Below are 20,307 nucleotides of genomic sequence, written 5' to 3' on the forward strand. Positions count from 1 at the left end.
GTAATCATTGTATTTATCGTCAATCTCCAATATGTTGGTTCTTACAAATTTTGCACTTAGCTTTGCTGTTTCGGCAAGCTGCTCGGCTTCGGAAATAGCGATATCAGAAATATCAAACCCTATCGCTTCTTTTGCGCCAAACTTCATGAGCGACAACAGTTCCCTACCGTTTTGGCATTGCATTTGAGCTATGATTTTACCATCAAAATTAATATGCTTCAATTTGTTAACCACAACATTATCATAATCGCTGTTAAATGTTGTGAAATCTCGATTTTCAAAACCCTTTAGCAATGAATTTTTTCTTGCCTTCTGATGATATTTCGAAGCTTGATTCCAAGCGGCTCGATTGCCTTCAAATATATTTTTATTGCTCATATAATATTACCTCGCTTTATATAATATGTCTAATATGTCACAGGGGACGACCCGGGGACGGTTCTTGACTTGAATGCTCTTGCTAAATGCCAGAGGGATTTTATATTTTTACTATATTTCCTTAAACACGACAGAACTCCTACCAAACAGGAGTTCTGCTTTTTTTCGCTATCTCCAGGGAAGGCACTACGGAATGTTCCCATTATCAATTTTCCACTATTCTTAAAGACCGCTCAAAATTGTCCAGATGCTAGGCGAATGTGAGGAAGCGCGCGCAGACAGTACGCGGGAGTACGGCAAGTGCGCTCCCGGAACACCAACGCCGCAGATGGGTGATTATGGGCGGCCTCGTTTCGCTGTTACCAGTGATACTTCTCTCTTCAACTAATCTTAAACAGCAAATAGCCATTTCCTATTACTTATAAAAAGTAGATTTAATTGGTGGAGGCGAGAAAATCACCTCCAAAAAGCAAAAAACCGCTCACTGTCCGTCACAAAGCCAGACAATTCGCGGTTCTCAAGACTTCCTATTGTGACTTTAACCATAACTTTGCCGTTTTTTCAAGCATAAGTTTGCCGTTAGGAATATCTGCAAATCCGTGCAAATACTTCAATTATCAGTAATATCCCTTACAGATAATTGAAGCATATCTTTGCCACAAGGAAAAGACACGGAAAGACACGGGGCCGGTGGTACTGTCTCAGTTTTTTTCAATAAATCTTTCTTCAAGACACAACCACCGTCCCCTCGTCTTTACATGCCAGCTGCGGCTGCAAAAGAAATAATCTCTTCCTTCTTTTTGCTGTCTGCGTACTTCTTTATCCGGTTTATCAAACTCTACCCCGCATAGATGGCAAACTACTCTCATAAAAGCAAAACCTCCACCTAAGGTAATATATTACTATTATACCTCAGGTGGAGGGGAGATTCAATTGGTGGAGGCGAGGAGAATCGAACTCCTGTCCAAGAATATTACTGCATAAGCTTCTCCGAGCGCAGTCGGTGGTTTAAAATTCGCGTTCTTGCCGCCCACAGACAGGCTGCTTGAACACTATCTCGATAAAGTTTTCCAGTCGGCTCTCCGAGAATTGAGCCTCAGGTATCCCACTAAGTGACGTCCTATCCTAGGCCGCGGGAGTGCGTAGGTAGAACGTTAGCATTAAGCTGCTAAAGCGTATTCGTTGTTTGCTTTTACTTTAGGTCCACCGTGTTGACGGGCTGATGGAACCCCGGCTCGCTACCTATACCATAACTACCCCTGTCGAAACCAGTACGCCCCCGTATTATAAGGGGATCTGGGGTTACTGCTGAATCTTTTGCAAACTACTATATACACTTCGTTGTTAACTTATTATATCACAAACCTTGTGTCCAGCCAAATAAAACTTTTACCAGTTGACTACTCCTATACAGGATTAATTACACCTGTGACGAATATGACGAATATATTGGGCTGAAGGAGGTGATATCTTGAAATCACAACATACCGGTGCACTGCTGGTTGCAGCGTCGGCAGCCGGATTTGCCACTTTAGCAATCTTCATTAAGTTTGCTTATGCTGCCGGGGCCAATATTATCACAATCCTGGCCGGACGATTTGTACTCGCCGCAATTTGCCTGGCACTTATTCTAAAATGGCGTGGCATCTCGCTGAATATTGATAAAAGTCTGATGCGTGATTTGGCACTGATGGGCGGATTGGGCTATGGGTCCATGTCGCTGCTGTTTGCCCTGGCGGTAAAGCACCTGCCGGCCTCGCTGGCGGCGATGCTGCTGTATACGTACCCGGCAATTGTCAGTGTGCTGTCTTTTGGTATTGGCGATGAGCGATACACATGGCCCAAAGGGTTGGCGCTGGCAGTCTGTTTCTCTGGTTTGTTTCTTGTGCTTGGCGTATCCTTTGACAATGCCAGCATGCTTGGCTTTACTTTTGGTTTGGGAGCCGCGTTAGTCTACTCAGTATACATTGTTGTTGGCAACCGGCGTTTGAAAAATGTCGATGCTATGGTTACTACCACCTATGTCTGCGTTTCCGCTGCCGTCATCTTCGTTCTGACCGGCATTGCAAGTGATACAATTATTTGGAGTCTGCCATTACCAGGCTGGCTGGCGATCATTGGTATTGCATTAATACCAACCATTGTCGGTATTATGGGCTTTTTTGCCGGCATGAGCCGCATTGGCGCCACAAATGCCTCTATTATCAGCACCACAGAACCGGTAATTACCGTATTGCTGTCAGTTATGCTGCTTAATGAAAAAATAACGCCGCTGCAGATTGGCGGCGGCATTCTTATCCTGGGCGGCATATTGATTTTGCAGCTTTGGGCAGGAAACTGCGAACGCGCGCAGGCAGTGGAGCAACAATAGTTATTCCTTCTGCCGCTCGCGCAGTGTCCGCTCCATATCTCGCTTGGCATCCCGCTCAGCAAGATCCTGACGTTTATCGTATGTATGTTTACCACTGGCCAGCCCCAGTTCTACCTTGACTTTGCCTTTAGTAAAATATAATTTAAGCGGCACCAGTGTATAGCCTTTTTCTTTGGTCTTGCCAATCAATTTATTAATTTCATAGCGATGCATCAAGAGCTTGCGGGTACGCAGCGGTTCATGATTAAAGCGGTTCCCCTGCTCATAAGGGCTAATGTGCATATTGTGCAGCATCAGCTCAGCATTATCAATCCTTGCATAAGAATCTTTCAGATTCGCTTTGCCTGCCCGGAGTGATTTCACTTCGGTGCCGGTAAGGGCAATCCCAGCTTCATATGTCTCATGAATATGATAATCGTGACGGGCCTTCCGGTTTTCCGTCGCTATTTTTATGCCTGCTTCCTTACTCACCGCTTCTCACCTCTTAGAATCCTCAGATACGCATACCTATTGTATCTGATTTGCTGCCTTACGTCAATTAAGTTACTTTATTTTTTGCCCGTGGCTTCTTGGGTTTGGCGGTAGTAACCGGCTTCTTTTTGGCGGTGACAGCATGGCTTTTGCCGGCGCTGCGTCCTTCGCCCGGTCGACTGCGTCTCCGGTCCGGGGCCTGACTGCCAACAGCCTGCAAAGACTTGCCATCGGTTGCAACAAGGTAGTCAATGGTACGGTCAGCTGGATTTACCTTCGAGACGACAATCCTGACACTGCTGCCAATGCGATAGATATTGCTTGTACGCTCCCCAATCAAGGCATATTGTTCTTCAACATACTGGTAGTAATCATCCTCCAGGCTGGAAACACGCACCAATCCTTCAATACCATTCGTAATCTCAACAAAAAAGCCAAAGGCAGTAACACCACTGATAATGCCGTCGAATTCTTCGCCGACAAACTGGGCCATATACTCTACCTTCTTTAAATCCACGGTAGCCCGCTCGGCTTCAGCTGCTGCCCGCTCCCGCTCAGAGGAGTGCAAAGCAATCTCCGGCAGCATAACCGATAGTTTCTGACTGCGTTTGGCAGAGATATCGCCGGTAGTAAACGTTTCACGGATGATGCGATGAACAATCAAATCCGGATAGCGCCTGATTGGCGAGGTAAAATGCGTATAATAGGTTGCTGCCAGGCCAAAGTGCCCCAGGTTTTCGGCATCATACCGCGCCTGCTTCAGCGAACGCAGCATAACGGTACTGATAATACGCTCTTCCGGCCGGCCGGCAATCTTACTGAGCACGCGCTGTAGTGCCATCGGCTGGATTTCCTGGGTTTTGGGGATATGCTGGCCAAAATTACCGAGCAAGACATTCAGTCTGCTCATCTTCTCTTCATCAGGCTCTTCATGTACCCTGAACATCGATGGTACACCTAACCAATGCATATGCTCGGCCACTGTTTCATTGGCAACCAGCATAAACTCTTCGATGATCGATTCGGCAATACTCCGGATCCTTTTTTCAATGGCAATCGGGTGACCTTCTGCATCGAGTTTCACTTTTATTTCCGGGAAATCAAAATCAATGGCGCCCCGGCGCATCCGGCGGTCCCGCAGAATCCGGCACAGTCTTTCCATTTCTTCCAGTGGTGCAACCAGATCAGCATACTTGTCCCGCAGAGGCTCATCATGGTCAGCAACAATCTGCCGTACTACATTATAGGTCAGTCTGGTTTTCACCCTGATTACACTGGGGAATATCTCATGGTTTATTACCTGACCGCGTCCATCAATCTCCATTTGTGCCGACAAGGCCAGCCTGTCTTCACCGGCGTTTAGACTGCAAATGCCGTTTGACAGGCGATGTGGCAGCATCGGCAATACCCGGTCCACCAAATAGACGCTGGTACCTCTGGCTCTGGCCTCATTATCCAATGGCGTATTCTCCCGCACATAATGGCTAACATCGGCAATACTTACGTTTAGCAGGTAACGACCGTTTTTGAGGCGTTCGACATATACCGCATCGTCCAGGTCCTTGGCATCGTCGCCATCAATTGTTACCATATTGAGATCCCGCAGGTCACGCCGCCCTACCAGATCCTCTTCACTAATGGTTGTTTTAACACGGTCGGCAGCCTGTTCAACCTCTGGGGGAAACTCAGTAGGCAGGTTGTGCTTCTTAATAATTGATAATATCTCAATGCCAGGGTCTCCCTGACGGCCCAATACCTCAATAATCCGGCCCTCGGCACTTTTTTGTTTTTGGGGCCACTCCGTAATTTCAACAACAACCTTTGAGCCGGTTTTAGCTCCCTTAAACTCTTCTTTGGGTATGAAAATATCCCGGCCAATCTTCCGGTCATCAGGTAAAACAAAACCGAAGTTACGGCTGGCCTCGAAGGTTCCCACCACTTTGCTGTTTGCCCGGGTAACAACCCGGATGATCTCGCCTTCCACAGCCTTACCGGACATATGCCGCTTATGCATTCTCGCTACAACCCGGTCACCGTGCATAGCGCCCCCAATGGCGTCAGGCGGGATGAATACATCCTCAAGGTCATGGTTTTCCGGCAGAATAAAGCCAAAGCCTTTGGTTGTTGCCGAAAACTTACCGACAACAAGGTTCATGCGGTCAGGTATCCCATATTTACCATAACGGGTTTTTATAATAGCAGCAGTGGCTTCAAGCTTGTCCAATATCTGCCAGAACTCCTCCAGTTCTTTGCCGCGAATGCTCAACCCGTCTGCCAAATCCTCGGCAGTAAGCGGTTTATACACTTCTTCCCGCATAAACTCAAGTATTCTTTCAGCTAAATCCATTTTACTCATCTCCTTTTATAGCAATTATCGCCTTTCCCTCAGCTGTTATTGTTCCATCCGGCAATGTAATTTTACCGGCTAGTTCATACATTTTTCCCCGTTGGCCGATAATCCATCCACTGACTGTCAATTGTTGTCCGATTGGGGTTGGCTGACGAAATCGCACATCCAGCCTGGCAGTGACCGCATTGAGACCCTTTGCATGCAAATAACGGGCCATAACCTCATCCAAAAGTGTACTTACCAGCCCGCCATGCATAATACCGTCATAGCCCTGATGCTCAGGCCCGGGGATAAAGGTTGTCAAATATGTATTATCCTCTTCGCGAAAAGCAAGTTTCAATCCAATGGGATTACGCGGTCCGCAGGCAAAACACCATTGATTACTCTCGTCCATAATACACCTCGCTGTATTTTTTACGCCAAAAACTGGTCAAGCAGCTGAAAAACATAATCACGTTCTAAATCAAGGGTGACAATATGGCCTGATTTGTTAAGCCATACCAGCTGCTTCTCGGCACTGCCCAGCTTGTCATAAATATACTGGGCGCTTTCCGGTTCAACCGTATGTTCTTTGGTTGACTGCACGATGAGTGCCGGTACCGTGACTAACGGCAGCACCCCCATAACATGCTTGACTAGCTCAAGCAGACTGGACAGGCTGCTCAGCGGTGTTACATCATAAGTAATCGAATATTGCTCACCAACATCTAACAGGCGTTTGCGTTTTTTGGGAACGAAGTTGGTAAACATACGATAGAGTGGCAGCAGTTTTAGGCGCTTATTGGCAATATAGATCGGCGCGCTAATAACAGCCAGCCGCCGCAGCGGATATTCACTGGCCAGCTTAAGTGTTAGAAGACCACCCATTGATAACCCTACCGCCGCAACACTGGTGCAAATACCGGCTAACAGATGATAACCGTCTTCGACACTGTCATACCAATGCGGCCAGGCGGTTTTAGCCATTTCTTCCGGTGTGGTTCCATGTCCCGGCAGACGCGGCGCAAACACGGTATAACCCAGTTTATTTAAATATTCTCCTGCCAGGCGCATCTCTGACGGCGCACCGGTGAAACCATGTACCAATAATACGCCTTTTTCACCGCCTTGCAGAAAAAAGGGCTCAGCTCCTGGCATTAAGGCCAAAAATAACTCCCCCAATATTTAATTACTTGTCTATATACGCATTAAAGTAATTCTTTCTTTTTATTATTTCCGTTTAGCCGGCTTGACAAACGCTCTGAAGAGCAAGCATATATACCAATAGTATTATACCATTATCTGACACAATAACAAAACGCCAAGCTAAAATAGCTTGGCGTTTATTAACAATTGGTTTAGAAAAAGAGTAATGGCGCAATGATCAGCGAAATAGTGCCGGCAACTTTGATCAGCGGATTCATAGCCGGACCTGAGGTATCCTTGAACGGATCGCCAACAGTATCACCGATAACAGCGGCAGCATGGGTCGGAGTACCTTTGCCGCCATACTTACCGGTTTCAATCCATTTTTTCGCATTATCCCAGGCACCACCGGCATTGGACATAAAGAGTGCCAGCAATACACCGGCAGCAGTTGCACCGGCCAGGAAACCAGCCAGAGCTTTTGCGCCAAGAATAAAACCAACCAGGATCGGTGAACCGACAGCAAAGATGCCAGGCAGCATCATTTCGCGGATGGCAGCCTTGGTGCTAATGTCTACACAAGCAGCATAATCAGGACGCCCGGTACCTTCCATAATGCCGGGGATCTCACGGAACTGACGGCGAACCTCGGCGATCATTTCGAACGCGGCTTTACCAACAGCTTCCATAGTGAAGGCACAAACCAGGAACGGCAGGGTTGCCCCCAGGAAAATACCGATAATTACACCCGGTTCGGTCAGGTTAATGACCAGATGACCATTCACCAGCAGACCGGACAGTTTTGGGTTTTTGGCAATCTCTTCACCGAAAGCAGTGAACAGAGCCAGGGCGGTAAGAGCAGCAGAACCAATGGCGAAACCTTTGGCAATAGCAGCTGTTGTATTACCGACAGCATCCAGTTTATCAGTGGTTTTACGGATTTCCGGACCAAGTTCTGCCATTTCAGCAATACCGCCGGCATTGTCGGCAACAGGGCCAAACGAGTCAACCGCAACAACCATACCTGCAGTGCAGAGCATGCCCATCGCAGCCATAGCAATACCATAAATACCTGCCTGACCATAAGCAACCCAGATTGCAACAGCAAATACCAGCATCGGCAAGCCGGTGCTTCTTAGGCCAAGGGCGATACCGGCGATAACATTGGTAGCCGGACCGGTTTGCGAGGCATCAGCAATATGCTGGGTAGGCGGCTTATTATTAGCCGTGTAGTATTCTGTAATCATACCAACAAGTACGTTAACAGCCAGACCAGCGATAACTGCAATCGTAATACCCATGGCTTTGCCTGGAAGCATAGCACTGGCAATGGCATAGGTAGAAATAGCAACAAGAATATTAGTTCCCCAAATACCTCTATTTAGAGCAGCCAGCGGATCACCGTCTTCACTGGTTCTAACCAGGAAGGTGCTGACAATAGAAGCAAAAATACCGGCTGCGCCAATCACAAGCGGGAACAGCACACCATTGATATTACCTGGGAAAACGGTTTGACCGATAAGCATGGCAGCAATCGCGGTAGCGGCATAGGACTCGAACAGGTCGGCCCCCATACCTGCGGTATCACCGACATTGTCACCAACATTATCAGCGATAACTGCCGGGTTGCGGGGGTCATCCTCAGGGATGCCTGCCTCAACTTTACCGACAAGGTCAGCGCCGACATCAGCAGCTTTGGTAAAAATACCGCCGCCAACACGGGCAAAAAAGGCAATGGCGCTTGCGCCAAAGGCAAAACTATTAATAACAACAGGGTCGCCAAAAACTATGTATAATCCTGATACACCCAGGAGACCAAGACCGGCAACCGACATACCCATTACCGCACCGGCCCGGAAAGAAACGCCGAGTGCTTTGTTAAGACTGGTTCGGGCAGCTTCAGTAGTACGGGCGTTAGATTTAGTAGTAGCAGTCATCCCCACATAACCGGCAATTGCCGAACAAACGGCGCCGACCAGGAAAGATACTGCCAGTTTGTACCCATCAACATAAAATAGTATAAAGAAAATGACAATAGTAAATGGGATAAGAGTTTTGTACTGACGATTGAGGAAGGCCATAGCACCTTCAAAAATCGCCTGGGAAATTTCCTGCATTTTGGCGTTACCTGGGCTTTCCTTTAAAACACTAGCCATAAGGTAACCGGCAAATGCCAGCGCCACAAGACCTGCAAACGGCGCAATGTACAATAATTCCATGTCCTTACGTTCCCCCTTTGAGCTACACCATAAAATACCTCAATATGCCGGAGAAACTCCAGCAATTGAGGTTAGTGACCCTACTGCATTAATTTGACTAAAACCATTGTGACAATCCCAAACAATGCAGCAATAATAATTGTTGCCTTAGCCAGAATTTCGTCAAGGCCCTTACGTTTGCCGCCAAAAATAGATTCGGCACCTCCGGCAATTGAACCCGATAAACCGGCGCTCTTACCTGACTGCAATACCACCACTGCAATTAATGCAATCGAAAGCACTGCCTCTAAAACCATCAGCCCTGTAATCACTTTATTAACCCCCTTCATGACTGATACCGTTATCCCTTGCTACAATGTGCTGCCAAGGCATGACAATATTCTAACACACTTAATTGATACTTGACAATTATTTAGTAAATATTTTCACTATTTTCATCATACATATTTTCCCCTTTTTGTCAAAAATTAAACAGCCGGAATGAACCGGCTGTTTAATAAAAAGCTTTTTACGCCTTGGGGGAGGTTTGAACTGGTTTTGGATGGTCAACATATGATCCGGTATTAACGACATGGGTATTGAGGCGGCTGGTACAGCCAAACCGGCCTTCATCCTGCTGGATTACTTCCATATTCGGACTGCCGCAATGCTCGCAGACCTTATTATGACTTAAGCACTCCATTAATTCGTTCTCACACTGGTACAGGTAGCCACAGCCACTGCATCGAATCAAGTATCCCTTCGGCATTTAGTTCACCTCCTTCCGGCGCGAACTTATCTTAGGTTGTAGAAAACTTTCCGTCCGCGATATTGGGCCAAATCACCCAGCTGTTCTTCAATCCGGAGCAGTTGATTGTATTTGGCGACACGGTCAGTCCGGGCAGGAGCGCCGGTTTTGATTTGGCCGGCATTAACGGCTACTGCAATATCGGCAATAGTAGCATCCTCAGTCTCACCCGAACGGTGCGAGATAACGCAGGTGTAGCCGGCACGCTTTGCCATTTCAATTGTATCAAAGGTTTCAGTAAGTGTTCCAATCTGGTTTACTTTAACCAAAATTGAGTTAGCTGTTCTGGTTGCAATCCCCTGGCTTAAACGCTCGACATTGGTAACAAACAAGTCGTCACCGACCAGCTGAATCTTGCTGCCTAAGCGTTCAGTTAAAAGTTTCCAGCCATCCCAGTCATCTTCCGACATGCCATCTTCAATTGAAATGATCGGGTATTTATCAACTAACTGACTATAGTATTCCACCATTTCGGCCGGAGTTTTCACAACACCTTCACCTTCGAGATGGTAATTTCCGTCTTCTTTAAATAATTCAGTCGCAGCGACATCAAGACCAAGCATAACTTGCTCGCCTGGTTTGTAGCCTGCTTTTTCAATGGCCTCAATAATTACTTTAAGGGCTTCCTCGTTTGAGGCCAGATTAGGGGCAAATCCGCCTTCGTCACCAACAGCAGTAGCCAGCTTGCGGCCAGTTAATACTTTTTTGAGGCTGTGATAAATTTCCGAGCCCATTCTCAGCGCTTCGGCAAAGCTCTCAGCACCTACCGGCAATACCATAAATTCCTGCACGTCGACATTATTGTCCGCATGTTTGCCACCATTTAAGATGTTCATCATCGGCACAGGCAGTTCTTTGGCATTAGCGCCGCCCAGATATTGGTACAAGGTCAGGCCGGACGCAGCGGCAGCCGCTTTGGCGACAGCCATTGACACACCCAGGATGGCATTAGCGCCTAACTTCGCTTTGTTAGGAGTGCCGTCAAGTTCCAGCATGGCCTGATCAACACCGATTTGATCCAGGGCATCCATACCGATAATTTCCGGGGTGATGATCTCATTTACATTTTCAACAGCCTTAAGCACACCCTTGCCAAGGTAACGCTGATTGTCACCATCACGAAGTTCAACTGCTTCATAAGCCCCGGTGGATGCGCCGGAGGGAACAGCCGCCCGGCCCATTGTGCCGTCTTCTAATAATACGTCAACCTCTACCGTGGGATTGCCACGGGAATCCATAATTTCTCTGGCGAGAATATCAACAATTGTTGTAGACATGTTTTATTTCCTCCCTATTTTTCAATCAAGCTTTTCCCAGTCATTTCCCGGGGTTGGACAACACCGGCCAGGTCTAAAATGGTGGGCGCAATATCGGCTAAAATACCATCCCGCAGCTTACTGCCGCGCCGGGCCTCTGCTACCATAATAAAGGGTACCATGTTGGTGGTATGAGCAGTAAACGGTTCACCGGTCACTGGATCTTTCATAGCCTCACAGTTGCCATGATCAGCTGTAATCAGTGTAACCCCGCCCCGGCCGCGCATCGCTTCAGTCAAGCGGCCGACGCACTGATCAACAGTAGTCACCGCACTGATGGCAGCGTCCAGAAAACCGGTATGGCCAACCATATCGCCATTGGCATAATTGAGGATAATCAGGTCGTATTTCCCTGATTTTATGGCCTCGATCACCTTATCAGTGACCTCAGGCGCACTCATCTCAGGCTGTAAATCATAGGTAGCAACCTTAGGCGAGGGGATGAGCAACCTGTCTTCCCCAGCAAAAGGATGTTCTTCACCACCATTAAAAAAGTAGGTAACATGAGCATATTTTTCGGTTTCAGCAATCCTCAGCTGGGTATAGCCGGCCTTGCTGAATACCTCACCCAGGGTATTGGCAGGATGGCTTGATGGAAAAGCCACCGGCACACTTAAGCTTTCATCATATTGGGTCATACTCGCAAAATAGAGCGGAAAGCAGCCGCCGGTACGTTCAAAGCCGGTAAAGGCAGGGTCGGTAAGCGCCCAGGTTAGTTCCCGGGCCCGGTCAGGGCGGAAGTTAAAGAAAATAACACCATCATTAGGTTTAATGCCGGTATAACCGCAGCCGGAAATTACGGTAGGCTCGACAAATTCATCGGTTTTGCCTGCACGATATGAGGCTTCCACCGCAGCAACGGCACTGTTAGCCTGGGTGCACTGACAATGAACAAGGGCCTGATACTGCTTGCTGACCCGCTCCCAGCGTTTATCCCGGTCCATTGCATAATAACGGCCGGCAATTGTAGCAATTTCACCGACGCCGATTTCCGCCATTTTAGCTTCCAGTTCCTTGATATAGATGGTAGCACTGGACGGCGGAACATCCCGCCCGTCTAAAAAGGCGTGGACATATACTTTCTCTACACCCTGCTGTTTTGCTAACTCCAGCAGGGCATACACATGGGTAATATGACTGTGTACACCGCCGTCAGACAATAACCCCATAAGATGCAGCGCACTGCCGGCGGCTTTCGTTTGCTCGCATACCTGGCAGAGTACCGGGTTCTGAAAGAAGTCGCCGTCTTTAATCGATTTACTGATCCGGGTAAGCTCCTGGTAGATAATCCGGCCTGCCCCCATATTCAGGTGGCCAACCTCCGAGTTTCCCATTTGACCTTCCGGCAGACCAACAGCCTCCCCGGAGCAAATAAGTTTAGCTGTAGGATATAGCTCAGTCAGGAGATTGATATGTGGTGTACTGGCCCTGGCAATTGAATTGAACTCGTCGTCTTCACGGCCAATCCCCCAGCCATCCAGAATTACCAGTGCAATCGGCGAAGCTAATTTTGACATCGTTCTTTTCTCCTTTATCTTAGCCGTTCTATGCCAGCCCCTAAAACCTGACCAGCTTGCTAAAGGAATCGGCCTCCAGGCTGGCTCCCCCCACTAACGCCCCGTCGATGTCAGGTTTGGCCATTAGTTCAGCAACATTGTCAGGTTTGACACTGCCGCCATACTGGATACGGACCTTTTCAGCAGCTGCTTGCCCAAACAGCGTGGCTACCGTGCTGCGAATAAACCCGCATACTGCGTTGGCATCATCAGCCGAAGCCGTACGCCCTGTACCTATCGCCCAAACCGGCTCATAGGCAAGAACCAGATTAGCCACTTGCTCAGCGGTAAGACCTGCTAAACCGCCTCTTGTCTGAGTGCCAACAACCTGTTCAGTCGTACCGGCTTCGCGCTCAGCTAAGGTTTCACCCACACACAGGATCGGAGTCAGGCCGGTTTTGAAGGCGGCTTTGACTTTATTGTTCACGGTTTGGTCTGTTTCAGCAAAATACTGCCGACGCTCCGAATGACCGATAATGACATGCGTGCAGCCAATATCTTTCACCATACCGGGAGAAACCTCGCCGGTAAACGCGCCTTTGTCTTCCCAGTGCATATTTTGAGCGCCCAGGCCAATATTCGTTCCGGCCACAGCCCCGGCAATGGCCGCTAAGGCTGTAAAGGGCGGGCAGATAACAATCTCAACACCGGTAACCGTGTTTGTTAGTTTCTTCAGTTGCTCGACAAGGGTAACGCCTTCCCCGGCGGTTTTATGCATTTTCCAATTACCGGCAATAATGGGTTTGCGCATAGTCTCCACTCCTTAACTTTTTTACTTGTCAGCCAGCGCCGCAATCCCCGGCAGTTCTTTACCTTCCAGGAACTCCAGTGATGCACCGCCGCCTGTCGAGATATGCGTAATCTTACCGGCAAGATTTAGTTTTTCCAGCGCAGCAACAGAGTCGCCACCACCGACAATACTCTTGGCGCCTGAAGCAGCCACAGCCTGAGCTACCGCTTCAGTGCCGACAGCAAACGCATCAAACTCAAATACACCCATCGGGCCGTTCCACACCACCGTTTTCGCACCGTTTAGGGCAGCGGCAAACTTGGCGGCACTGGCCGGACCGATATCAAGGGCCATCCATTCAGCCGGGATTTGATCTGCCGCAACCGTTTTCCGGTCAGCATCGGCAGCAAACTTATCAGCTACAACCACATCTTCCGGCAGTAACAGACTGACACCCTTTGTTTTAGCTGCTGCCATCAGTTCTTTGGCCAAATCGAACTTATCGGCTTCTACCAGCGACTTGCCTGTTTGATAGCCCTGAGCGGCCAAAAAGGTGTTGGCCATACCGCCACCGATGATCAGGGTATCCACTTTATTTAACAGGTTCTCGATAACACCAATTTTGTCGGAAACCTTAGCGCCGCCGATAATGGCAACAAATGGCCGGGCCGGGTTGGTAACAGCCTGCCCTAGGAACAAAAGCTCTTTATCCATCAGGAAACCGGATACGGCCGGTATGTATTTGGTGATGCCATGAACAGAGGCATGGGCCCGGTGCGAGACACCAAAGGCATCATTAACCAGGATGTCGGCCAATCCGGCAAGTTGTTTGGCAAATTCCGGGTCATTTTTTTCTTCTTCAGCATGAAAACGCAGGTTCTCCAACAGGAGCAGCTGGCCGGCGCCAAGTGCCGCCGTCAGTTTTCTGGCTTCCGGTCCCACGCAGTCAGCAGCAAACTGCACCTCACGGCCAAACAGCAGCTGCGACAGCCTTTGCGCCACTGGTTTTAGGGAAAACTCGGGTGCTACCTTACCTTTGGGACGTCCCAAATGACTGGCCAAAATAACAGCCGCGTTCTTCGCCAGCAAAAACTCCAGCGTAGGAATCGTTGCCCTGATGCGGGTATCGTCAGTGATATTGCCCTCTTTATCCATAGGTACGTTATAGTCTACCCGTACCAAAACTTTTTTTCCCGACACCCAGATGTCATTTAAACTCTTTTTATTCATGCGTTATTCCCCCAGTCTTAGAGATTAGAGAGAGAGGAAGCAACCCCAAACACTGTCTGAGATTGCTTCGTATGGTAAGATTATAGGCCTTTGCCGATAATAAAGCTGATGAGGTCGACAACACGGTTGGAGTAGCCCCACTCGTTGTCATACCAGGAAACAACCTTGACCAGATTATCTCCTACCATCATCGTCGACAAACCGTCAACAATAGAAGAATGGGCATCACCGTTGTAATCTTTGGAAACCAGCTCTTCTTCAGAAAAAGCCAGGATGCCTTTGAGCTCGCCATTGGCGGCTTCTTTAAGTGCAGCGTTGACAGCTTCAGCAGTAGCCGGTTTTTCCAATTGGGCGACAAGATCGGTAATGGACACGTTCGGGGTAGGTACCCGCAGGGCAAAACCATTCAGTTTGCCTTTAAGTTCAGGCAGCACCAGGGCAACCGCTTTGGCGGCACCGGTTGTTGTTGGGATGATGGACATACCGGCAGCACGGGCGCGGCGAAGATCCTTATGTGGCAGATCAAGGATGTTTTGGTCATTGGTGTAGGCGTGAACTGTTGTCATTAAGCCTGATTTAATCCCGAACTTTTCATGCAGCACTTTTGCAAACGGGGCCAGGCAATTGGTGGTGCAGGAAGCGTTGGAGATAATATGATGATTAGCAGCGTCATATTTATCGTGGTTTACACCCATAACGATGGTAATATCCTCATTTTTGGCCGGCGACGAGATAATTACTTTCTTGGCGCCTGCTTTCACATGGGCTGCAGCTTTGTCTTTCTCGGTAAAGCGTCCGGTAGACTCAACCACAATGTCAACACCCAGATCTTTCCAGGGAAGATTGGCAGGGTCTTTTTCCGCAAGTACTTTAACCAGTTTGCCATTAACCTCAATACCGCCGTCAACTGCTTTTACGGTGGCGTTCATCGTGCCATGCACAGAATCATATTTTAAAAGATGGGCCAGTGTTTTAGCATCAGTCAGGTCATTTACAGCTACGATTTCGAAATCGGGATTGCTCACAGCTACCCGGAAAACATTCCTGCCGATACGGCCAAAACCGTTAATACCAACTTTAATAGTCATTATGAAATTCCCCCTAAATATAATTTGTGTTTATAAGTAACCGGATGGCCTTGGCCGCAGCTTCATCAGTGACAAGCACATCCTGCCCGCCGGTGCCGGCTACTGCCAAAATGGCCTTAGCTTTGGCACTGCCGCCGGCTACGGCAATGACTGTGCCAATTCCGGCCAGGTCATCCAGTCGTAAACCAATGCTACTGGTAACATAAACGATCTCCCCTGGCAATGCGCAATATTGCCCAAGCGCTTCACCAACAGCGCCCCGGCGTTCAATCTCCGCAACCGTTTCCGTCGTCATCCCACGCCGCTGGGCCATTTCAACCGCTTCACCAATGCCATATACCAATATATTGGCTTTTTTAATGACTTCGGCTACAGTCCGCAGATTGGCATCACCGGTTAAAATCGCTTCCAGTGTCTCCTCACTAACCCCGTCAGGAATGTGCAGCAGGCGATAGCGTCCGCCCAGTTTGCCGGCAAGGACCGCAGCGATGGTGTTGGCCTGATACTCGACAACCTCACCGAGTCCGCCCCGGGCTGGGACAACAGCCGTTGTCGGCACACTGAAATTGATGGCTTCAGCTACTTTGGCCATAGTGGAGCCGCCGCTTACAGCAACAACCATATTATCTCCCAGATGCTGGCTAAGTACACCTGCTGCTGCACGGCCAAGCTCACGCCGTACCGTGCTGTCGGCCTCACTGTCACCGGGAATAATGATCACTTGCCGCAGATTTAACCGCGCAGCAAGTTCAGCCTCCAGCCCTACCAAATCATGCAGCAGACGGATATATTCAGCCAAATCGGCCAGCATCGCCTGGCCTTCAGCAGTAACACTCATGCCTAGTTGAGAAAACTCGACAAGTCCGGCAGCCTTTAGCCAGTCTACCTGGGCCCTGACGATGCGTTCGCCCATATCCAGCATTGTGGCCACCGCCCGGCGGCCAACCGGCTGGGCATGCTGAATATACCGCAGGAGATTATATCTTGCTTCAATAATTTGTGTTAATTCTGGCGCGATCTTGCGCTGTAACTGAATAATCTTATCCACAACAATCCCCTTTGGGTCGTAAACTGTCCCAGTTGAACATATTTTGTCCCGTAGTAGCAACAAAATATCTACTTCATCTTAAATATTATTCGCTTGTGCTGATGAAATTCCTGCCTATTAAACAAATATAAGGTAATTTTTATTTACATTGAATCAAATAAAGATTTACAGACCTGCCGTTATCTACAACGCATTAAAGTTTTGCAGGCGGATGGTGTGTTGGAAAAGCGAGAGTCAAGCGCCAGCGGCGGAGCGTTGTTAATGCCCCACCCGCCTGCGCCTGCAAACTGGGTCACTCACCCCAGGGGAATATACTGCCGGCAGGCCGGGAGAAATCTTTAGCAGATCTATCTGGCGTTTATCTCGCCGCTATAGACAATGCCGCGGGCTGCATCAACCGTAACTACCGCCTTATCTGTCAGGCGTTCGGTTGCTCCATCGGCACCGACAATCACAGGAATCCCAAAGCAGGTACCAACAATCGCTGCCTGCGAAGTCAGACCGCCTTCCTCTGCGACAATGGCGGCTGCCTTGGCCGCGTACACAGCCGTCTCCTCATCAACAGCCTTTACTACCAAGACATCGCCAGGCTGAAACTTTGCTGTTATCTCTTTCAATGACCGGGCGATACAAACCCTGCCGGTTGCCGCCGTATGTCCAATCCCTGTCCCCCGCAGCAAGATGTCACCAACGACATGCACCCTGATCAGGTTGGTTGTCCCTGAAGCCCCTAATGGAACCCCGGCAGTAATCACGACCAGGTCACCTTCTTTGACAATGCCGGTAGATAAAGCCCCGCCCACAGCATTTGTCACCATTTCATCCGTATTCTGCGAACCCGGCGCCAGCACCGGGTATACGCCCCAGCTCAGCAACAGCCGGCGCAGTGTTTTCTCACTGGGAGTGACAGCCACAACCGCCGATTTCGGCCGGTATTTCGAAACCATTTTAGCAGCATAACCGGTTTGGGTAGAGGTAAGAATGGCCGACGCGCCTAATACATGCGCAACCTGAACACTGGCGTGACTAATCGCCTCAGTCGTCGTTTTCTCCTGCCCAAGCCCCTTAGCCCGCAGCAGTTGATCAAATTGCAGCGCCTGTTCGGTGCGCGCCGCCAGCCTGGCCATTGTTTGCACAGCCTCAAGCGGATATTGGCCTGACGCTGTTTCGCCACTTAACATGATCGCATCAGATCCATCTAAAATAGCGTTGGCAATGTCACTGGCCTCAGCCCGGGTAGGACGTGGGTTTGTCAGCATTGACTCCAGCATCTGTGTCGCTGTAATGACCGTTTTACCGACCTGATTGCATTTTTCAATCATCTGCTTTTGCACCAGAGGGACATCCTCTACCGGAATCTCTACCCCAAGGTCGCCTCTGGCCACCATAACCCCGTCTGTCACCTTGAGTATTTCATCAAGCCGCATGACCCCTTCAGCATTCTCGATCTTAGCAATAATCTCAATCTCACCCTGGACACCTGCTTCTTCCAGCAGTTTACGAATGGACAGAATATCACTGGCCCGCTGCACAAAGGAGGCGGCAATAAAATCTACCCCTTGTTTGATACCAAACCGAATGTCGTCCACATCCTGATCTGATAACAGCGGCAGTTTTACATACACGCCAGGAGCAGCCACCCGTTTCCGGTCAGAAATAGGGCCGCTGTTCTGAACGGTTGTTATGATATCCTGACCTGACACGCTTTCAACAAGCAGACTAATGAGCCCGTCTGATAGCAGAATCACATTACCGGGGGCTATTTCGGTATGCAGCAGCTTATGGTTAACCGAGGCCAATTGAGAATTACCAAGCGTCTCCCGGGTAGTCAGCGTGAAGGTCTGGCCTTTTGTTAAAACCGCCTTGCCTCCCTCAAACAGCCCTAACCGCATTTCCGGTCCCTTATTATCCAGCATCAGCGCCACAGGTATTCCCACAGCCCGGGAAGCCTCCCTGACCATGGCCATACGACGGGCATGGTCTGCGTGTGTACCATGCGAAAAATTAAATCTGGCTACATTCATGCCGGCAACAATCATGCGCTCAAGTACACCAGGTGCATCGGTACTAGGGCCGACAGTACAAACAATCTTCGTCTTTTTTAACATAAAATTCCTCCTAAGAGTTACTATCTTTAACTACTTTGCGAGCTTGAAAACCCCGATAGTTACATTTGATACATTCCGGGTCATAAAACGTCCCGCATTAACAAATTGTGTCCCATTTAGGCAAAAAAATTGCTCTTAACATTTCCAAGTATTCGCCTGGATTGATGAAATTCCTGCCAGCTTATCAACTGATTCCGGGAATTTTTCCGGCCCTGTTGCAACTACCGGGATTTACGCCTATTGCCGGCAGGGTACTCTACAGCAGATGGTGTGCGGTTAACACACCATCTGGCTGCTTCTGCAAACTTCCCTCTTGCTTAGATTCCGTACGCTGCGCGAACTATGGCAATCGGGTGAGCTGTCCTGACCCCGGTTCCATGCGTGATTTGCAGCCGGCAGGTACCGCAGTCTGACAGCACGAAAGCCACACCACTGCTTTTAATTGTTTCAAAAAGATTGCTGCCAATCGCCATCGCAATATCATACCTGTCTGCTTTAAAACCGTAATTGCCTGAGATACCGCAGCAGCCGGCATCGGCGTCACTCACTTCAATGCCGGGCAGGAGGCTGACAAGCTCCAAACCCGGTCTGCCAATCCCCTGAACCCTGAGGTGACAAGGTGCATGATACAGATACCGGCCTGTCTGTTTGACAAAATTAGTATTAAGCCGGCCTTCATCATAAAGTTCCAGCAAGAACTCCGAAATATCATAAATGCGGGCCGCAACACCCCCGACCCCATTGATTTCAAACAGCTCCTGGTACTCCTGCTTCAGCATCAGACCACAGCTGGTACAGGCAGTGATGACAGCATACCCCTGCTCCACATACTTATTTAGGATAGCGACATTTTTCCGGGCATTGGCTTCAGCCTCTTCCATATAACCGCTAACCACCAGCGGCGAGCCACAGCACACAGCATCCTCCGGCACAATAACCTGAAACTGATTGGCCTGCAAGACGGCAACAACGTCAAGCCCAACCTCGGGTTGGTTATAGTTGACAAAGCAACCGGGATAAAAAACCACCTTATTGGTAAAAGGCTGTTGTTTAATTTTTTGAAACTGCTTGATAAAGGTTTGGGGGGCATAGGCAGGCAATGGTGCTTTATCGGAAACCCCGATTTGTTGCATCAGCGCCCGGCTCAGGAAATTATTCATCCCCAGATTAGCCAGCCCCGGCGCCACACTTGCCATCTTGGCCATTTGTTCGCTATGTGACAATAGCCAATCCCGGAGTGGTGGCTTGTGGGTTTTATAATACCGGGCTTTGGCCTTCATATTGAGCGTAGAAACAGGCACCCGTGATGGACAGCTGATATCACAGTTTTTACAGTTAGAGCAGTATTCAAGGGCGGCATCAAAATCATCCTCTGACAGCCGGAACCGTTCACCCGCCGGACCGGCAAGCTTAGGCCCCCTAAACTCGCGCATGGCATGAGTGACAGGACAATGCACAACACAGGCCGTGCAGGTGGTACAACTATCCGGGTTATAATGATGTTTTTTCATATATCTTCTCTCCATCTAC

The 20,307-nt window shown here is 49.0% G+C and carries 18 protein-coding genes and 1 other RNA gene; 1 reads left to right on the forward strand and 18 read right to left on the reverse strand.

Annotated elements, in window-relative coordinates; translation table 11 throughout:
• The 3 genes from VN379_RS08470 to ssrA form a co-directional block, all read right to left on the reverse strand.
• Positions 1-378: class I SAM-dependent methyltransferase (locus VN379_RS08470; protein WP_325532777.1), on the reverse strand; the 378-nt coding region annotated here is incomplete at its 3' end.
• A 701-nt stretch (positions 379-1,079) separates the two neighbouring features.
• Positions 1,080-1,247 (reverse strand): hypothetical protein, encoded by a 168-nt coding sequence (locus tag VN379_RS08475; protein WP_325532778.1) that lies wholly within the window; start codon positions 1,245-1,247, stop codon positions 1,080-1,082.
• Between the two features lie 65 nt (positions 1,248-1,312).
• Positions 1,313-1,659: a transfer-messenger RNA gene (gene ssrA / locus VN379_RS08480) on the reverse strand.
• Between the two features lie 190 nt (positions 1,660-1,849).
• On the opposite strand from ssrA, the gene VN379_RS08485 reads away from it, so the two are divergent.
• Positions 1,850-2,749, forward strand: coding sequence for a DMT family transporter (locus tag VN379_RS08485; protein ID WP_325532780.1), 900 nt, complete (start codon positions 1,850-1,852; stop codon positions 2,747-2,749).
• Here the strand turns inward: VN379_RS08485 and smpB are convergent, their stop codons facing one another.
• From smpB to VN379_RS08560, 15 genes are all read right to left on the reverse strand, one after another.
• A complete protein-coding gene (gene smpB / locus VN379_RS08490; protein ID WP_325532782.1) occupies positions 2,750-3,220 on the reverse strand; it encodes an SsrA-binding protein SmpB in 471 nt (156 codons plus the stop codon).
• Between the two features lie 67 nt (positions 3,221-3,287).
• The gene (rnr, locus tag VN379_RS08495) at positions 3,288-5,567 is read right to left on the reverse strand and encodes a ribonuclease R (RefSeq protein ID WP_325532784.1); all 2,280 of its coding nucleotides are present in this window, start codon (positions 5,565-5,567) and stop codon (positions 3,288-3,290) included.
• A gap of 1 nt (position 5,568) precedes the next feature.
• On the reverse strand, positions 5,569-5,964 hold the full coding sequence (locus VN379_RS08500) for a hotdog fold domain-containing protein (RefSeq protein ID WP_325532786.1): 396 nt from the start codon (positions 5,962-5,964) through the stop codon (positions 5,569-5,571).
• 20 nt (positions 5,965-5,984) lie between these two features.
• Positions 5,985-6,716 (reverse strand): alpha/beta hydrolase, encoded by a 732-nt coding sequence (locus VN379_RS08505; RefSeq protein ID WP_325532788.1) that lies wholly within the window; start codon positions 6,714-6,716, stop codon positions 5,985-5,987.
• 191 nt (positions 6,717-6,907) lie between these two features.
• Positions 6,908-8,914 carry a sodium-translocating pyrophosphatase gene (locus VN379_RS08510; RefSeq protein ID WP_325532790.1) on the reverse strand — a complete coding sequence of 669 codons (2,007 nt, stop codon included), beginning with the start codon at positions 8,912-8,914 and terminating at the stop codon, positions 6,908-6,910.
• A gap of 80 nt (positions 8,915-8,994) precedes the next feature.
• Entirely contained in the window at positions 8,995-9,225 is a 231-nt protein-coding gene (secG, locus tag VN379_RS08515) for a preprotein translocase subunit SecG (RefSeq protein ID WP_325532792.1), read from the reverse strand.
• Positions 9,226-9,422: 197 nt separating this feature from the next.
• Complete coding sequence (locus tag VN379_RS08520; protein WP_325532794.1) at positions 9,423-9,662, reverse strand: hypothetical protein; 240 nt, start codon at positions 9,660-9,662, stop codon at positions 9,423-9,425.
• A 26-nt stretch (positions 9,663-9,688) separates the two neighbouring features.
• Positions 9,689-10,978: a phosphopyruvate hydratase gene (gene eno, locus VN379_RS08525; protein WP_325532796.1), complete on the reverse strand. Its 1,290-nt coding sequence runs from the start codon at positions 10,976-10,978 to the stop codon at positions 9,689-9,691.
• Positions 10,979-10,992: 14 nt separating this feature from the next.
• Positions 10,993-12,534, reverse strand: coding sequence for a 2,3-bisphosphoglycerate-independent phosphoglycerate mutase (gene gpmI, locus VN379_RS08530; RefSeq protein ID WP_325532798.1), 1,542 nt, complete (start codon positions 12,532-12,534; stop codon positions 10,993-10,995).
• A gap of 40 nt (positions 12,535-12,574) precedes the next feature.
• Complete coding sequence (gene tpiA, locus VN379_RS08535; RefSeq protein WP_325532800.1) at positions 12,575-13,324, reverse strand: triose-phosphate isomerase; 750 nt, start codon at positions 13,322-13,324, stop codon at positions 12,575-12,577.
• Between the two features lie 21 nt (positions 13,325-13,345).
• Positions 13,346-14,533 (reverse strand): phosphoglycerate kinase, encoded by a 1,188-nt coding sequence (locus VN379_RS08540; RefSeq protein WP_325532802.1) that lies wholly within the window; start codon positions 14,531-14,533, stop codon positions 13,346-13,348.
• Between the two features lie 80 nt (positions 14,534-14,613).
• A complete protein-coding gene (gene gap / locus VN379_RS08545; protein ID WP_325532804.1) occupies positions 14,614-15,621 on the reverse strand; it encodes a type I glyceraldehyde-3-phosphate dehydrogenase in 1,008 nt (335 codons plus the stop codon).
• Positions 15,622-15,634: 13 nt separating this feature from the next.
• The gene (locus tag VN379_RS08550; protein ID WP_325532806.1) at positions 15,635-16,669 is read right to left on the reverse strand and encodes a sugar-binding transcriptional regulator; all 1,035 of its coding nucleotides are present in this window, start codon (positions 16,667-16,669) and stop codon (positions 15,635-15,637) included.
• A 347-nt stretch (positions 16,670-17,016) separates the two neighbouring features.
• The gene (gene pyk, locus VN379_RS08555; protein WP_325532808.1) at positions 17,017-18,777 is read right to left on the reverse strand and encodes a pyruvate kinase; all 1,761 of its coding nucleotides are present in this window, start codon (positions 18,775-18,777) and stop codon (positions 17,017-17,019) included.
• A gap of 317 nt (positions 18,778-19,094) precedes the next feature.
• Positions 19,095-20,288, reverse strand: coding sequence for an anaerobic glycerol-3-phosphate dehydrogenase subunit C (locus VN379_RS08560; RefSeq protein WP_325532810.1), 1,194 nt, complete (start codon positions 20,286-20,288; stop codon positions 19,095-19,097).
• Positions 20,289-20,307 lie beyond the last annotated feature (19 nt).

This window comes from Sporomusa sp., from assembly GCF_035561255.1.
Classification (GTDB): domain Bacteria; phylum Bacillota; class Negativicutes; order Sporomusales; family Sporomusaceae; genus Sporomusa.

Bases quoted from the DNA above. Each gene is read 5' to 3' on its own strand.
- gap (WP_325532804.1), bottom strand. From the start codon at position 15,621: ATGACTATTAAAGTTGGTATTAACGGTTTTGGCCGTATCGGCAGGAAT.
- pyk (WP_325532808.1), bottom strand. From the start codon at position 18,777: ATGTTAAAAAAGACGAAGATTGTTTGTACTGTCGGCCCTAGTACCGAT.
- rnr (WP_325532784.1), bottom strand. From the start codon at position 5,567: ATGGATTTAGCTGAAAGAATACTTGAGTTTATGCGGGAAGAAGTGTAT.
- VN379_RS08520 (WP_325532794.1), bottom strand. From the start codon at position 9,662: ATGCCGAAGGGATACTTGATTCGATGCAGTGGCTGTGGCTACCTGTAC.
- tpiA (WP_325532800.1), bottom strand. From the start codon at position 13,324: ATGCGCAAACCCATTATTGCCGGTAATTGGAAAATGCATAAAACCGCC.
- gpmI (WP_325532798.1), bottom strand. From the start codon at position 12,534: ATGTCAAAATTAGCTTCGCCGATTGCACTGGTAATTCTGGATGGCTGG.
- eno (WP_325532796.1), bottom strand. From the start codon at position 10,978: ATGTCTACAACAATTGTTGATATTCTCGCCAGAGAAATTATGGATTCC.
- VN379_RS08510 (WP_325532790.1), bottom strand. From the start codon at position 8,914: ATGGAATTATTGTACATTGCGCCGTTTGCAGGTCTTGTGGCGCTGGCA.
- VN379_RS08560 (WP_325532810.1), bottom strand. From the start codon at position 20,288: ATGAAAAAACATCATTATAACCCGGATAGTTGTACCACCTGCACGGCC.
- VN379_RS08475 (WP_325532778.1), bottom strand. From the start codon at position 1,247: ATGAGAGTAGTTTGCCATCTATGCGGGGTAGAGTTTGATAAACCGGAT.
- VN379_RS08540 (WP_325532802.1), bottom strand. From the start codon at position 14,533: ATGAATAAAAAGAGTTTAAATGACATCTGGGTGTCGGGAAAAAAAGTT.
- VN379_RS08500 (WP_325532786.1), bottom strand. From the start codon at position 5,964: ATGGACGAGAGTAATCAATGGTGTTTTGCCTGCGGACCGCGTAATCCC.